The organism is Betaproteobacteria bacterium (assembly GCA_016720855.1).
Lineage (GTDB): Bacteria > Pseudomonadota > Gammaproteobacteria > Burkholderiales > Usitatibacteraceae > FEB-7.
The window spans coordinates 1,507,777-1,521,938 of record JADKJU010000001.1 but is presented as its reverse complement, the minus strand read 5'-3'; the positions used below and the strand labels follow the sequence as shown (position 1 = coordinate 1,521,938).

Sequence of the window (14,162 nt, the reverse complement as noted above, 5' to 3'; positions counted from 1 at the left end):
ACGTACGCCCCGTGGCATCGGTCACCGCCGGATGGATGGGGCGGCCGCCTCGCTTCGCTCGTGCGTGCGCTCGTGCCTCGCGATGGCCCAGGCGACGTGCTCCCGCACCATGGGGTCGGGGTCCTCGACGCGGCTTCGCAGGGCCTCGGTGACATCGCGCGTGGTTGGGGCATTGCCCAGCGCCACGGCGATGTTCCGGAGCCACCGGGTGTGGCCGATGCGGCGGATGGCGGAGCCTTCGAGGCGCCTCTCGAAGTCGTCGCGGGTCCAGGCGAAGAGGTCCACGAGGGTCGCGCAATCGAGGCCGTTGCGCGTGGCGAAGTCGGGCACCGCGGCCTTGCGGGCGTACTTGTTCCAGGGGCACGCGAGCTGGCAGTCGTCGCAGCCGTAGATGCGGTTGCCCATGGCGGCGCGGAATTCCTCGGGGATCGGGCCCGGGTTCTCGATGGTGAGGTAGGAGATGCAGCGGCGCGCGTCGAGTTGGTACGGGGCCACGATGGCCTTGGTCGGGCATGCCTCGATGCAGCGTTCGCACGTGCCGCAGTGCTCCTGCACCGGCGCATCCCCGGCGAGGTCGATGCCCACGAAGAGTTCGCCCAGGAAGTAGGTCGAGCCGGCATTGCGGGAAAGCAGCAGCGTGTGCTTGCCTCGCCAGCCCAGCCCCGCGCGCGTGGCGAGGGCCACCTCCATCACGGGCGCGCTGTCGGTGAAGACGCGGTAGGGAAATTCGCCCAGTTCGGAAACCATGCGGTCCGCGAGGGCTTGCAGTCTCGAGCGCAGCACCTTGTGGTAATCGCGGCCCAGGGCGTAGCGGGAGACATACGCGAGCGAGGGGTCGGCCAGCACCTCGCCCGCCCCTCGGGCCCCGTCCGGCCAGTAGTCGAGCCGCACGGTCACCACGCTCGCGGTCCCGGGCACCAGTTCCGCGGGCCGCGACCGGCGCGTTCCGTGGCGTGCCATATAATCCATCGCACCGTGCCATCCGCGTCCGAGCCATTCCAGGAGTCGCAATTCCTCCTCGGCCAGGTCGATACCCGCGATTGCCACGTCGTCGAAGCCGGCCTCGCGGCCCCATTGCCTGACGAGGCCGGGCAAGGCGGCGGGAGAATGAGCCTTATCCATCGCGACGATGGTAGCCCGAAGCGCCGCCTCGACACCGTGACCCAGATCCCCCTTCCCGACGAAAACGCCACCCTCGCCCTAGGCGCGGCACTTGCGCCCGCGGTGATGCCGGGGCTCGTGGTGACACTGCGCGGCGAGCTCGGGGCCGGGAAAACGACCCTCGTGCGGGGGCTTCTGCGGGCCCTGGGGCATGCCGGGCGCGTCAAAAGCCCCACCTATGCGTTGGTTGAACTTTATGAAGTTTCTAGGTTAAGCTTGTATCACTTTGATTTTTATCGGTTCCACGACCCATCGGAATGGATAGACGCAGGCTTTCGGGACACCTTCAACGGGCGCAACATCTGCCTGATCGAATGGCCGGAGCGGGCTCGGGGACAACTGCCGCCCGCCGACCTGGAAGTCGCCCTCGAAATGACGCAACCGGGGCGTGCGGCGACGCTCACCGCCTTCTCGCCCGCGGGCGAACGCTTGCTGGCCGCGTTGCGGCCGGACTGATCCTGCTGCTTGCCGTGCCGGCCGCCCTGGCGGCGCAGGCCGTGCTGGCGTCGCGCGTCTGGCCCGCCGAGGAGTACACGCGCGTCACGTTCGAGACCGCGAAGCCGGTGCGGCACGAATTCTTCGCCGTCCAGGACCCGCTTCGCCTCGTGCTCGACCTGGAAGGCGTGGACGTGAACGACGAACTGAAGAGCCTCGTCGCCAAGGTGCGCGAGGACGACCCCTACATCAAGCTGGTGCGCGTGGCGCGCAACCGGCCGAACGTGGTGCGCGTGGTGTTCGACCTGAAGAGCGACGTGAAGCCCTACGTGTTCCCGCTCGCGCCCGCGGGTGAGTACCGCCACCGGCTGGTGCTCGACTTCTATCCCGAAAAGCCCCGCGACCCGCTGCTCGCGCTCATGCGGCCCGGGCCGGACCCGATCGGCGAGATCGCGAAGTCGCCGGTGCTGGAGTTGCCTCCCCAACGGCCCGCCGCCGAAACCTCGAAGCCCGAGGCACAGGCTCCCGTTTCACCCGAGCTTCCCGTCGTGAAGCTCGACCCGCCCCGGCCCGCCCCGCCCAGGGCGGCGGAGAAGGCCCGGACGCCGAAGGTGATCCGCATGGTGACCATCGCGATAGACGCCGGGCACGGGGGCGAGGATCCGGGCGCGCGCGGCAGGGGCGGCACGCTCGAGAAGGACGTGACGCTCGCCATCGCCAGGCGCCTCAAGGAACGCATCGACCTGGAGCCCGGCATGCGCGCCGTGCTCACGCGCGACGGCGACTACTTCATCGGGCTCGCGCAGCGCGTGCAGAAGGCGCGGCGCGTGCAGGCCGACCTCTTCGTCTCGGTGCACGCCGATGCCTTCGTGCAGCCGCACGCACGCGGCTCCTCGGTCTTCACGCTCTCGGAGCGCGGGGCCAGCTCCGCCGCGGCGCGCTGGCTGGCCAAGCGCGAGAACGAGTCGGACCTGATCGGCGGCGTGAACCTCGACGTGAAGGACCCGGTGCTCGCCAGGACGCTGCTCGACCTGTCGCAGACCGCGACCAACAACGATTCGCTCAAGCTCGGGCGGGCGGTGCTCGGCGAGCTCGGCGACATCAACCAGCTGCACAAGAGCGCGGTGGAGCAGGCCGGGTTCGCGGTGCTGAAGGCCCCGGACATCCCCTCGATCCTGGTGGAGACGGCGTTCATCTCCAACCCGCAGGAAGAGAAGCGGCTCAAGGATTCGGCCTACCAGGAGAAGATGGCCAACGCGATGCTGCAGGGAGTCCGGCGCTACCTCGCCCAGAACCCGCCGCTCGCCCGCACCCGGATCGCGCAGAACCCCTGAGTCACTCCGCCGCGGCGTGGCGCCAGCCCGCGCCGCCGGCCTGGGCGCGCAGCATCGCGGAAGCCTCCAGCGCGGTGAGCGGCTTCGAGAACAGGTAGCCCTGGAAGGCGTCGCAGCGGTGGTCGCGCAGGAACTCGAGCTGCTGGCGCGTCTCCACGCCTTCGGCCATCACGCGCAGCTTCAGGCGCTTCGCCATCGCGATGATGGCCTCGGTGATCGAGCCGCTCGAGGAGTCCTCCGGCACGTTCGCGATGAACGAGCGGTCGATCTTGAGTTCCGTCGCCGGCAGGCGCTTCAACTGCCCGAGCGAGGAGTAGCCGACGCCGAAGTCGTCCACCGCGACGCCCATGCCCACGGCGCGCAGCTGCGCCAGGATCTCGATCGACTGCTCCAGGTTCCTCATCGCCATCGTTTCCGTGATCTCGACCTCGATGCGCCGCGGGTCCGCGCCGGTATCGCGAACGATCGCGAGGAGCGAGGGGACGAGAGTGCGGGACATGAACTGGCGCGCCGAGAGATTGACCGACACGGCCACGTCCGTGATGCCCTCGGTCGCCCACGCCGTGAGCTGGTGGCAGGCGGTGCGGAAGGCCCACTCGCCCAGCGGCACGATGAGGCCCAGCTCCTCGGCCACGGGGATGAAATCCCCGGGCATCACCTCGCCCTTGACCGGATCGTTCCAGCGGATGAGGGCCTCCATGCCGATGATGCGGCCCGTGACGAGATCGACCTGCGGCTGGTAGCGCATGAAGAACTCCTCGAGCTCGATGGCCTTGCGCAGCCTTCCCTCCACCTCGAGGCGGCGCGACAGCAGGTAGTTCAGGTCGCTGGTGTAGAAGCGCACCGTGTTCCGGCCCGCGTCCTTCGCCTGGTACATGGCGCTGTCGGCGTGCTTCAGGAGGTGGTTCACGTCCGTCGAGTCGTTCGGGTAGTAGCTGATCCCGATGGAGGTCGTGATGTGGATCTTCTGCCCGCTGATCTCGACGGGCTTCGCGAACTCGCGCAGGATCTTGTCGGCGACGACCTGCGCGTTCTCGGGATGCTCGAGGTCCGGGACGATCACGACGAACTCGTCCCCGCCTTCGCGGGAGACCGTGTCGATCTCGCGCACGCAGGCGGTGATCCGCCGCGCCACGTCCTTCAGGATGTAGTCGCCGGACTCGTGGCCCAGCGTGTCGTTGAGCAGCTTGAAGCGGTCGAGGTCGAGGAACAGCACGGCCACGTGGCGCTGCTTGCGCCTGGCCTGCATGATCGCCTGGTTCAGGCGGTCCTGCATGAGCCGGCGGTTGGGCAGGCCCGTGAGCGCATCGTGGTGCGCCATGTAGTGGATGGTGCGCTCGGTGTTGAGCCGCTCGGTCACGTCCTGCACGAGCGAGGCGAAGCCCACGACCCGGCCGCCCGGGTCCACGAGCGGCGTGTTGTACCACTCGCAGTGGATCGAGTTGCCGGCGCGCGTCACGTTCTCGAAGGCGACCTTGGTGCCGTCACGCGTCTGGGCGAGCTCCATCCACATCGCCTCGACCGCTGCGGCGTTCGCGGCGGGCACGATGAGCTGCGTGGCGCTGCGCCCGATCGCCTCGCGCTCGGGGAAGCCGAAGATCGCCTCCGCCGCGGGATTCCACGCCGTCACGCTGTGCTCGCGGTTCCATTCGATCACGGCGAGCGGCGTGCGCTCGACGTGCATGCGCAGCTTCTGCGCCGAGAGGAGCTCCGCCTGCTGCGCCTTCAGGCGCTCCACCATCTCCTCGGCCAGCGCGTCGTTGGCCTGGCGGACGCGGACGCGCTCGACCTCGAGCTTGCCGGAGAGCATGGCCCGGTCATGGCGCATCGCCAGCGAATCCACGAGCGCCTGGTTCAGCTTCTCGTGCACGTAGGGGAGGACGCCGGCGAGCAGGAGGATGGCCCCGGAGAGGAACATCTGGATGCGGTCACCGGAGAATCCGAGCGAGAGCGCGAAGGGCATGAGCCCGACGAACGCGGAGATCTTGAAGGCATGGGGGTGCGGCGCGTAGTAGCCCACGGCGCCCGTGACCAGGAGCGTGATCAGCATCACCACCGTCAGGCGCTGTGCGAGGTGCGCGGAGTCGGGAAGGAGGACCGTCGCGATCGTCGCCCAGCAAAGCGCCGTGAGGAAGGAGCCGACGAGGAAACGCCTTTCCCACAGGCGCAGCTGCGTGGCTGGCGGCTCGCGATTGATGAACACCTTGTAGAGCGCGTAACGCCCCACGGTGATCGCGGAGATCGCGACGAACCAGGCGAAGAGCAGGGGCCGTGCGAGATCCTCCCAGAGGATCGCCCCGAGGATGAACACCACCAGGAGGGTGGCGAGGTAGCCGATGAGGGAGAAGCGGAAAAGCAGGCGCACCTGCTCCTCGCGCACCTGTCCCGGAGAGCTTGCTCCGGGTGGCGTCGATTCCATGGATGTCGCAGGCGAGTCCAATGCGCTCATGCCCTCCGGCGCTTCGGCGTCATTGGTGACGCATACGCTCATGTCCCTTCGTTGAGTGTAACATTCGCCCTCGACCCCGGGGCCGAACGCCCCTTGCCGCGGACCCTTTCCGGACCGCGATTCCCCGATGGGACACATCCGCGCGCTTCCCGAATTGCTGGTGAACCAGATCGCTGCCGGCGAGGTGGTCGAGCGCCCGGCCTCCGCGCTGAAGGAACTGGTCGAGAACAGCCTGGACGCGGGAGCGCAGTCGGTTTCGGTGGACCTGGCCGAAGGCGGCATGCGGCGCATTCGCGTGGCGGACGACGGCTCGGGCATCGAGGCGGGCGACCTGCCGCTGGCGCTCGCCCGTTTCGCCACCAGCAAGATCTCCACGCTCGAGGACCTCGAGAAAGCCGCCACGCTCGGCTTCCGGGGAGAGGCGCTCGCCTCCATCGGTGCCGTCTCGCGCCTTGCGCTCACCAGCCGGCGCGCGGGCGAGCGCCATGCCTGGCGCATCGCCTGCAACGGCGGGGCGCTCTCCGCCGTCGAGCCCGCCGCGCTCGCCGCCGGCACCACGATCGAGGTGGAGGAGCTGTACTACAACACGCCTGCCCGGCGCAAATTCCTGAAGAGCGAGGCGACCGAGTTCGCGCGCTGCGAGGAGGCGTTCTCGCGCGTGGCGCTGTCCCGGCCCGGGGTCGCCTTCTCGTTCGCGCACAACGGCCGGCGCGTGGCCCATCTTGTGCCCGCGACGCCCCGCGAACGCGCGAGCGCCATCGTGGGCGAGGACTTTGCCCTTTCCGCCGTCGAGGTGGAGGCGAGCGGCGCCTCGGTGCGGTTGTCGGGGTTCGTCGCGGCCCCCGGCTTCACGCGCGCCACGCGCGACGCGCAGTACCTCTTCGTGAACGGGCGATTCGTGCGCGACAAGGTCGTCTCCCATGCCATCCGCGAGGCCTACGCAGATGTCCTGCATCACGACCGCCACCCCGCCTATGTGCTCTTCCTGGACGTCGACCCGCGGCTCGTGGACGTGAACGTGCATCCGGCCAAGTCCGAAGTGCGATTCCGTGACTCGCGTGCCGTGCACCAGTTCGTCTTTCACGCGCTCTCGCGCGCACTCGCGGCTCCCCTGGCGGGCGCTGCGCGCACCGCATCGCCGGCGCCCGCGTCGCCGTTCGCGTTCACGCAGCCGTCGCTGGCGGTGGCACAGCCGGCCTCCCGTTACGAGGCGTTTTTCGCCGCCACGGTGTCCGCCGAGCGTCGCCCGCCTGCAGAACCGGGCGCGCCACCCCTGCTCGGCTATGCGCTCGCGCAACTGCACGGCGTCTTCGTGCTCGCGCAGAACTCGGCAGGGCTGGTGCTCGTGGACATGCACGCCGCCCACGAGCGAATCGTGTACGAGAAGCTCAAGGGCGCGCTGGATGCCTCGCGTCTTCCCGCGCAGCCGCTGCTCGTCCCGATCGCAATGCCGGCGACGGCGGAGGAAGTCGAGGAAGCGCAACGATCCAGCGAGGCCCTGGAGAGCCTGGGCTTCGAGGTGGGCGTCGCCGGACCGCGCGACCTCGTCGTGCGGGCCGTGCCGGCGCTGCTGGCCGACCTCGATCCGCCGGCGATGCTGCGATCGATTCTCGCCGAGGTGCGCGAGTTCGGCGCCAGCCGCGCGCTCGTCGAGCGCCGCAACGAGCTGCTCTCGACCATGGCGTGCCACGCCGCCGTGCGCGCCAATCGCATCCTCACGGTGCCGGAGATGAACGCGCTGCTTCGCGAAATGGAGGAGACCGAGCGGGCCGGCAGCTGCAACCACGGCCGCCCGACCTGGGTGCAGTTCTCCATGGCCGAGCTCGATCGGCTGTTTCTCCGGGGTCGCTAGCGCCCGAGCCGATGCCGGGACCCGCTGCCGCCATTTTCGTCCTGGGGCCCACTGCGAGCGGCAAGACCGCGGTTTCGCTCGCGGTGGCTGCGCGCCTTCCTGTCGAAATCGTGAGCGTGGACTCGGCGCTCGTGTACCGCGGCATGGACATCGGAACCGCCAAGCCCGACGCGGCGACGAGAGCCGCCATCGCGCACCACCTCATCGACATCGTTGACCCCACCGAGGCGTACTCGGCCGGCCGTTTTCGCGAGGACGCGCTTCGCATCGCCGGCGAAATCGCGCTGCGCGGCTGCGTGCCGCTGTTCGTGGGCGGCACGATGCTTTACGAGCGTGCGTTGATGCGCGGCCTGGCCACACTGCCCGCCGCGGACGCGGGAATTCGCGCGCAGCTGGACGAGGGCGCGCGCAGGCGTGGATGGCCCGCGCTGCACGCGGACCTGGCGCGCGTGGATCCGCAGACGGCCGCACGGCTCGATCCGAACGACGCCCAGCGCATCCAGCGGGCGCTCGAGGTCTTCCACCTTTCCGGGCGGCCGCTCGCCGCGCTCATCGCAGGGGCGGGACGCGCGCCTGCACCGTTCGCCGCTCTCACCCTCGCGCTGGAACCGTCGGACCGGTCCGTCCTGCACGGCCGCATCGAGGCGCGCTTCCACGCGATGCTCGCCGCGGGGCTGGTGGAGGAAGTGGCGTCGCTGCGCGAGCGGCACGCGCTCGAGGCGGGCCTGCCGTCGATGCGCGCCGTGGGCTATCGCCAGGTGTGGGAAACGCTGGACGGCATCGCGCCGGAATCGACGCTGGCGCAGCGGGGAATCGCGGCGACGCGCCAGCTCGCCAAGAGGCAACTCACCTGGCTGCGCGCGATGCGCGAAGTCGAGCGGCTGGACTGCCTGCGCCCCGACCTCGCGGACGAGGTGACGGGGCGCGTCGAGCGGTTCCTTCGCTGAGGCGGTGCGGTTGCGGGACGCGAGCCCCGAGGCTCAATCGTCGCCGTGGTACTTGAAGCTGACCTTGAGCTTCGCGCGATAGATGAGCTTGCCGTGCTCGATCTTCACGTCGAGCCGATCGACTTCCGCGACACGCAGGTCGCGCAGGCTCTTCGAGGCGGACTTGACGCCGTTGGCGACCGCATCGGCGAACGACGTGGGGCTGGTGCCGACGATCTCGATGATCTTGTAGACGGCGGGAATTGCCGCCCGCGCCTTTTTCGGTTTCGACTTGCTGGCCATGCTTTCTCCTCGTGGGTGAGTATCGCAAACCCACTATACGCCCGCGCCGCGGCGCGAGGAATCAGCGCGGATGGTCCACCGTGACGCTGGCGCCGCCCTCTGCGAAGCTCACGTCGAGCGCGTCGCCGCGCGCCAGCGTTGCGCCGGACCGGACGACATCGCCGTCGGCTGCGCGCACGATCGCGTAGCCGCGCAGGAGCACCTGCGTCGGATCGAGATGCGACAGCGAGGCGGCCGCGCCGGCCAGGCGGGAAAGGCGGTCGCGCTGCGAGCGGGCGGCTGCTGCCGCGAGACGCCGCGAAAGGCGACCGAACCCCTGCGAGGCGCCTTCCACGTCGGGGGCGGCCGCGCGCAGCCGCGGCGCGAGGCCGCGCAGGGACGCTTCCCGCAGGCCGATCGCCTGCCGTGCCTGGAGCGAGAGGCGGCGAGCGAGGGCGGCGAGCTGCACGTGGCCGCGGGCGAGGTGCTCCGTGGGGGTGAGCAGGCGCCGCGCCGAGAGGTCCAGGCGCTGCGCCGCGTCGTCAACGGCACGCGCGGCGGCGCGCACCAGACGCGAGCGGGCGCGCCCGAGCTGCAGCAGGAGCGCCTCGCGGTCGGGGCTGGCGGCCACGGCTGCGGCCGTGGGCGTGGCCGCGCGCAGGTCGGCCACGAAGTCGGCGATAGTGAAGTCGGTCTCGTGGCCCACGCCGCTCACCACGGGGATCGCAGAGGCGGCGATGGCGCGCGCGACCGGTTCCTCGTTGAATGCCCAGAGATCCTCGAGGCTGCCGCCGCCACGCGCGACGATGAGTACGTCGCACTCGCGCCGCGCGTTGGCCGTCTCGATGGCACGTGCCAACTGGGCGGCGGCGCCTTCGCCCTGCACGAGGCTCGGGTAGAGGATCACCGGGACCATGGGCGCGCGCCGCGCGAGCGTGGTGAGGATGTCGCGCAGCGCCGCCGCGGCGGGAGAGGTGATGATGCCGATGGCGCGCGCATGGACGGGAAGCGGTTTCTTGCGGGCTTCATCGAAAAGGCCTTCCTTGCCCAGGCGCGCCTTCAGCTTCTCGAAGGCCTCGAAGAGCGCGCCCAGTCCCGCGTGGCGCATCTGCTCCACGGAAAGCTGGTAGGCCCCGCGGGGCTCATAGACGGTGACGCGCGCGCGGACCTCCACCTTCAGACCGTTCTCGGGGCGGAAGTCCAGGTACTGGGCGCGCCCCTTGAACATCGCACAATCGATCGCGGCCCCGTCGTCCTTCAGGACGAAGTACCAGTGGCCCGACGAGGCGAGGGTGGCCCGGGAGATCTCCCCCACCACCCAGATGAGGCCGAACTGGTTCTCGAGAACCTGGCGGGAACGCCGGTTGAGCTCGGTGACGGTAAGGGGCTGGGAGGGGGAAATCGCGGTCATGGGAGCGCATCCTAGACGGTTTCGGGGCATGCCGCGTAGGGGCCCTTGTCCACCGTCGGCGAAGTGGGGGGCCTGCGAAACCCGCCGTCATCCGTTCGGTCTCCCTTGACAGGGGAAAAAAACCGTAACTCTCTGATTAATAAGTTTTATCTGCTGGCGCTCAAAAAATGAGCGGAGGAAGAAAAAGCCTTACGGGAACACGACTTGGAGAGGTCGCCCGCGAAGCGCCCACAGGGTTATCCACAGGCTCTGTGGATGAATTGCGACACTGTGCCACTACACCCTCGCGGATCGATTGTCGCGCGAGAATCGACGCCGCTTTTCGGGGGTTTCCGTCCGCGAAGCCGCGCCAGTGCTCGATCCCGACCCCGCATTCGCGTTGCGAGTCGATGTGGTTCATGACCGGCCTTGTGGCCGCGTCACGCGAGCAATAACAGGACTTGTGGAACGCGAGTCGGCAGGGGAAAATGCGCGGCGACTTTCCCCGAGGAATTCCTAGCGTGCTGTCGATCATCGAAGCGGCCGGCTGGCCGATCTGGTTCATCATTCTCACCTCCGTCACGGCGCTCGCGATCATCATCGAACGCTTCTGGTCGCTGCGCACGCCGCTCATCGCGCCGCGCGACCTGCTCTCCTCGACGATCCGCGAATACCAGTCGAAGGGGGTGACGCAGGACCTCCTCAACCGGCTCCAGCAGGGCCCGCTCATCGGCCGCATCTTCGCGGCGGCGCTCGCCAACGAGAAGAGCCCGCGGGACGTGATCAAGGATGCGGTCGAGGACGCCGGGCGCGCCGTGGGCCTGGAGCTCGAGCGGTTCCTCAACACGCTGGGTACCATCGCCACCGTCTCCACGCTGCTGGGCCTGTTCGGCACCATCGTCGGCATGATCGAGATATTCGGCTCCCAGACCCCGTCCGGGGGCAATCCCGCGCAGCTCGCCCATGGCATCTCGGTCGCGCTCTACAACACGCTCTTCGGCATCGGGGTCGCGATTCCGGCGGTGATCTTCTACCGCCACTTCCGCAACCGGGTGGACGTGCTGGTGGTCGAAATGGAAAGCCAGGCGATCAAGCTGGTGGAGATCCTCCGGGGCGAACGGCGCGCATGAACTTCCGTCGCGGCCGCGCGCGCGAAGAGCCGGAGATCAACCTGATCCCGCTGATCGACATCCTCATCGTCGTCCTGATCTTCCTTTTCCTCACTACCACCTACAGCCGCTTCGCCGAACTGCAGATCAACCTTCCGGAATCGACGGCGGACAAGTCCCCCGACCGCCCGCTGGTGCTGGCGGTGGCGGTGGACGCGAACGGCCGCTACGCCATCAACGGCACCACCGTCTCCTACGACAACCCTTCGGGACTGGCGGGCCGTCTCCAGGAGGCCGCCAAGGGCGCGAAGGAGCCCGTCGTCGCCATCAGCGCCGACGCCGCGGCCACTCACCAGTCAGTGGTCAACGTGATGGAAGCGGCGCGGCTGGCGGGCTACAACCACATCTCGTTCACCACCCAGTCCCGCAAGTAGGGACCGGCGCTTCGCGCGGGGGTTTCGGGCATGCAAGCCTGGCTGGAAAGGGAATGGCAGCGCCTGGGCGGCGGCGCGCTCGTGTTCCTGCCCCTGGCGCTCGTCTTTCGCCTGCTCGTCGCCCTGCGGCGCGCGCTCTATGGCGCGGGGATCCTTCGCGCGTGGAAATCCCCGGTCCCGGTCATCGTCGTGGGCAACATCACCGCGGGTGGCACGGGAAAGACGCCGCTGGTCATCGCCGTCGTCGAATCGCTTCGCAGGGCCGGGCGCAACCCGGGCGTGATTTCGCGCGGCTACGGCCGAGTGCCGCCAACGGATGCCGATCCGCGAGGCGTGGTCCGCGTCCTTCCCGGCATCGCCACGCCCGAGTACTTCGGCGACGAGCCCGTGCTCATCGCGCGCCGCACGGGCGCGCCCGTCTACCTGTCCCCGGACCGCCCGGCAGCCGCTCGGGCACTGCTCGCCGCGCATCCGGAGATCGACGTGCTGGTCAGCGATGACGGCCTGCAGCATTACGCGCTGGCCCGGGACGTGGAAATCGCGGTCGTGGACGGCGAACGCGGCTTCGGCAACGGGCTGCCGCTGCCTTCGGGGCCGCTGCGCGAGCCGGTCTCGCGGTTGAGGAGCGTCGATGCGGCGGTGGTGAACGGCGGTTATTCGGACCTCGTTCCCGCGCCGCGCCAGTTCGCGATGACGCTGGCCGGAGAGCGGTTCGTTTCGTTCGCGAACGAGGACCTTTCCCCCGCGCAATTCGCGCTCGGCGCGCGCGGCCGGAGAGTCGCCGCGGTCGCGGGCATCGGCAATCCCGCCCGCTTCTTTTCCCACCTGGCGCGGCTGGGCGTGGCGGGGGAGCGCCACGCGTTTGCCGACCATCACCACTTCCAGCAGAACGAGCTTCGCCTGCCGGGGGTGGAGCTCATCGTCATGACGGAGAAGGATGCCGTAAAATGCGCGGCATTCGCGGATGCGCGGATGTGGTTCCTTCGCGTCGAGGCGGTGCTCCCGCCGGAGTTCGACGCCTTCCTCCTCGATCGCCTCGCCGCCGGGACACGCCCCTGATGGACCCCAAGCTCCTCGAAATCCTCGTCTGCCCCATCTGCAAGGGCCCCCTCGTTCACCGCCGGGAGCCGCACGAGCTCACCTGTCGCGCCGACCGGCTCGCCTTCCCGGTGCGGGACGACATTCCCGTCATGCTCGAGGAGGAGGCGAGGAAGCTCGGCCCCGAAGAGGAAGCCTGAGGGCACCTGGCGACCCGTGAAGACCCTCACCTTCAAGGTCATCATCCCGGCGCGGCTTCGCTCGACCCGCCTGCCGGGCAAGATGCTCGCCGACATCGGCGGCAAGCCCATGGTGGCGTGGGTCGCCGAGCGCGCCGCGCAGAGCGGCGCCGAGGACGTGGTCATCGCAACGGACCACCCGGATATCGCCGACGCCATGGCGGCGCTCGACTGGCGCGTGTGCACGACCTCGACGTCGCATCCCACCGGAACCGATCGCCTCGCGGAGGCCGTGGAACTCCTCGGGCTCGCCGACGGCGAGATCGTGGTGAACGTCCAGGGCGACGAGCCGCTCATCGACCCGCTCCTCATCCGCGCCGTGGCCCGGGAGCTGGCGCTGCGGCCCAAGGCTTCCATCGCGACCGCCGTCCATCCGATCACGTCGGCGAAGGCGTTCTTCGACCCCAATGTCGTGAAGGTGGTCCACGATACCGAGGGGTATGCGACCTACTTCTCGCGGGCGCCCATCCCGTATGCACGCGATGCCTTCGCCGCGACGAAGGGCAAGCTGCCGCCCGGGTTCCCGGCCCTTCGCCATGTCGGCATCTACGCCTACCGGGTGGGCTTCCTGCGCAGGTTCTCGGGCCTGTCGCCGACGCCCGCCGAGCGCTTCGAGGCGCTGGAGCAGCTTCGCGCCCTGGGCCACGGCCACCGGATCGCGGTGGCCTTCTGGGGCGAGCCCGTCGAGGCGGGCGTGGACACGCCCGAGGACCTGGAGCGCGTGAGGAAGATTCTCGGGCCGGCGCAGCCCTGAATACCCCCCCCTTCGGGTTTCCACGGGTTTGACCCGCTTCCCCCGGGCCGGTGATAATCGAGTGCTTTTCCAGTAAAAACGCTCTTGAGGGAGGCAGGCCCATGCGCCTGATCTTGTTGGGAGGCCCGGGCGCCGGCAAGGGGACCCAGGCCGGATTCGTCACGCAGAAGTTCTCGATCCCCCAGATTTCGACCGGGGACATGCTTCGTGCCGCCGTGAAGGCCGGAACGCCGCAGGGGCTCGCGGCCAAGACCATCATGGACCGCGGGGAACTCGTCTCGGACGACATCATCGTCGCGCTCGTGAAGGAGCGGATCGTGGCGCCCGATTGCGAGCGCGGATTTCTTTTCGACGGCTTCCCGCGCACGATTCCGCAGGCCGAGGCCCTGAGGGCTTCCGGCATCGATGTGGATCACGTGGTCGAGATCGCGGTCGAGGACTCGGCCATCATCGACCGCATGTCCGGGCGGCGCGTGCACCTGCCGTCGGGACGCACCTATCACCTCAAGTACAACCCGCCGAAAACGGCAGGCAAGGACGATGTGACGGGCGAAGACCTCATCCAGCGCGACGACGACAAGGAGGAGACGGTCAGGAAGCGCCTGGTGATCTACCACCAGCAGACCGTCCCCCTGGTCGAGTTCTACGCGCGCTGGGCCGCCACCGGCGACCCGCATGCGCCGCGGTGCCACCGGATTCCGGGGGGCGGCACGGTCGACGCCGTCCGCGACCTCGTCTTCGCCGCCCTGGGCTAGCCCG

The 14,162-nt window shown here is 69.2% G+C and carries 14 protein-coding genes; 10 read left to right on the top strand and 4 right to left on the bottom strand.

The window, feature by feature from the left end; translation table 11 throughout:
• Positions 1–21 precede the first annotated feature (21 nt).
• Positions 22–1,122: a tRNA epoxyqueuosine(34) reductase QueG gene (queG, locus tag IPP91_06815; GenBank protein ID MBL0141776.1), complete on the bottom strand. Its 1,101-nt coding sequence runs from the start codon at positions 1,120–1,122 to the stop codon at positions 22–24.
• Here queG and tsaE point away from each other — a divergent pair.
• Positions 1,108–1,617 (top strand): tRNA (adenosine(37)-N6)-threonylcarbamoyltransferase complex ATPase subunit type 1 TsaE, encoded by a 510-nt coding sequence (gene tsaE / locus IPP91_06810; protein MBL0141775.1) that lies wholly within the window; start codon positions 1,108–1,110, stop codon positions 1,615–1,617. The two genes, queG and tsaE, sit on opposite strands and share 15 nt — an antisense overlap.
• The gene (locus tag IPP91_06805) at positions 1,614–2,930 is read left to right on the top strand and encodes an N-acetylmuramoyl-L-alanine amidase (protein MBL0141774.1); all 1,317 of its coding nucleotides are present in this window, start codon (positions 1,614–1,616) and stop codon (positions 2,928–2,930) included. The genes tsaE and IPP91_06805 overlap by 4 nt, the downstream gene beginning before the upstream one ends.
• A 1-nt stretch (position 2,931) precedes the next feature.
• Here IPP91_06805 and IPP91_06800 read toward each other — a convergent pair whose 3' ends face one another.
• On the bottom strand, positions 2,932–5,421 hold the full coding sequence (locus IPP91_06800; GenBank protein MBL0141773.1) for an EAL domain-containing protein: 2,490 nt from the start codon (positions 5,419–5,421) through the stop codon (positions 2,932–2,934).
• A gap of 85 nt (positions 5,422–5,506) precedes the next feature.
• Between IPP91_06800 and mutL the strand changes: the two genes are divergently transcribed.
• Together mutL and miaA are read left to right on the top strand one after the other, a co-directional pair.
• On the top strand, positions 5,507–7,231 hold the full coding sequence (gene mutL / locus IPP91_06795) for a DNA mismatch repair endonuclease MutL (protein MBL0141772.1): 1,725 nt from the start codon (positions 5,507–5,509) through the stop codon (positions 7,229–7,231).
• A gap of 11 nt (positions 7,232–7,242) precedes the next feature.
• Positions 7,243–8,178 carry a tRNA (adenosine(37)-N6)-dimethylallyltransferase MiaA gene (gene miaA / locus IPP91_06790; protein ID MBL0141771.1) on the top strand — a complete coding sequence of 312 codons (936 nt, stop codon included), beginning with the start codon at positions 7,243–7,245 and terminating at the stop codon, positions 8,176–8,178.
• 33 nt (positions 8,179–8,211) lie between these two features.
• On the opposite strand, the gene IPP91_06785 is transcribed toward miaA, so the two are convergent.
• The gene (locus tag IPP91_06785; GenBank protein ID MBL0141770.1) at positions 8,212–8,460 is read right to left on the bottom strand and encodes a dodecin domain-containing protein; all 249 of its coding nucleotides are present in this window, start codon (positions 8,458–8,460) and stop codon (positions 8,212–8,214) included.
• A gap of 61 nt (positions 8,461–8,521) precedes the next feature.
• Complete coding sequence (locus tag IPP91_06780) at positions 8,522–9,880, bottom strand: exodeoxyribonuclease VII large subunit (GenBank protein ID MBL0141769.1); 1,359 nt, start codon at positions 9,878–9,880, stop codon at positions 8,522–8,524.
• Between the two features lie 470 nt (positions 9,881–10,350).
• On the opposite strand from IPP91_06780, the gene IPP91_06775 reads away from it, so the two are divergent.
• The 6 genes from IPP91_06775 (at position 10,351) to adk (ending at position 14,158) form a co-directional block, all read left to right on the top strand.
• Positions 10,351–10,959, top strand: coding sequence for a MotA/TolQ/ExbB proton channel family protein (locus IPP91_06775; GenBank protein ID MBL0141768.1), 609 nt, complete (start codon positions 10,351–10,353; stop codon positions 10,957–10,959).
• Complete coding sequence (locus IPP91_06770) at positions 10,956–11,372, top strand: biopolymer transporter ExbD (protein ID MBL0141767.1); 417 nt, start codon at positions 10,956–10,958, stop codon at positions 11,370–11,372. Before IPP91_06775 ends, IPP91_06770 begins: the two co-directional genes overlap by 4 nt.
• 30 nt (positions 11,373–11,402) lie before the next feature.
• Entirely contained in the window at positions 11,403–12,431 is a 1,029-nt protein-coding gene (locus IPP91_06765; GenBank protein ID MBL0141766.1) for a tetraacyldisaccharide 4'-kinase, read from the top strand.
• Positions 12,431–12,610 (top strand): Trm112 family protein, encoded by a 180-nt coding sequence (locus IPP91_06760; protein ID MBL0141765.1) that lies wholly within the window; start codon positions 12,431–12,433, stop codon positions 12,608–12,610. Before IPP91_06765 ends, IPP91_06760 begins: the two co-directional genes overlap by 1 nt.
• A gap of 16 nt (positions 12,611–12,626) precedes the next feature.
• Complete coding sequence (gene kdsB / locus IPP91_06755; GenBank protein ID MBL0141764.1) at positions 12,627–13,403, top strand: 3-deoxy-manno-octulosonate cytidylyltransferase; 777 nt, start codon at positions 12,627–12,629, stop codon at positions 13,401–13,403.
• A 101-nt stretch (positions 13,404–13,504) separates the two neighbouring features.
• Positions 13,505–14,158, top strand: coding sequence for an adenylate kinase (adk, locus tag IPP91_06750; GenBank protein ID MBL0141763.1), 654 nt, complete (start codon positions 13,505–13,507; stop codon positions 14,156–14,158).
• Positions 14,159–14,162 lie beyond the last annotated feature (4 nt).

What these genes read in the sequence shown, in the direction of transcription:
- mutL (MBL0141772.1), top strand. Translation starts at nt 5,507, where the DNA reads ATGGGACACATCCGCGCGCTTCCCGAATTGCTGGTGAACCAGATCGCT.
- queG (MBL0141776.1), bottom strand. Translation starts at nt 1,122, where the DNA reads ATGGATAAGGCTCATTCTCCCGCCGCCTTGCCCGGCCTCGTCAGGCAA.
- IPP91_06760 (MBL0141765.1), top strand. Translation starts at nt 12,431, where the DNA reads ATGGACCCCAAGCTCCTCGAAATCCTCGTCTGCCCCATCTGCAAGGGC.
- adk (MBL0141763.1), top strand. Translation starts at nt 13,505, where the DNA reads ATGCGCCTGATCTTGTTGGGAGGCCCGGGCGCCGGCAAGGGGACCCAG.
- miaA (MBL0141771.1), top strand. Translation starts at nt 7,243, where the DNA reads ATGCCGGGACCCGCTGCCGCCATTTTCGTCCTGGGGCCCACTGCGAGC.
- IPP91_06780 (MBL0141769.1), bottom strand. Translation starts at nt 9,880, where the DNA reads ATGCCCCGAAACCGTCTAGGATGCGCTCCCATGACCGCGATTTCCCCC.
- tsaE (MBL0141775.1), top strand. Translation starts at nt 1,108, where the DNA reads ATGAGCCTTATCCATCGCGACGATGGTAGCCCGAAGCGCCGCCTCGAC.
- IPP91_06770 (MBL0141767.1), top strand. Translation starts at nt 10,956, where the DNA reads ATGAACTTCCGTCGCGGCCGCGCGCGCGAAGAGCCGGAGATCAACCTG.
- IPP91_06785 (MBL0141770.1), bottom strand. Translation starts at nt 8,460, where the DNA reads ATGGCCAGCAAGTCGAAACCGAAAAAGGCGCGGGCGGCAATTCCCGCC.
- IPP91_06800 (MBL0141773.1), bottom strand. Translation starts at nt 5,421, where the DNA reads ATGAGCGTATGCGTCACCAATGACGCCGAAGCGCCGGAGGGCATGAGC.
- IPP91_06765 (MBL0141766.1), top strand. Translation starts at nt 11,403, where the DNA reads ATGCAAGCCTGGCTGGAAAGGGAATGGCAGCGCCTGGGCGGCGGCGCG.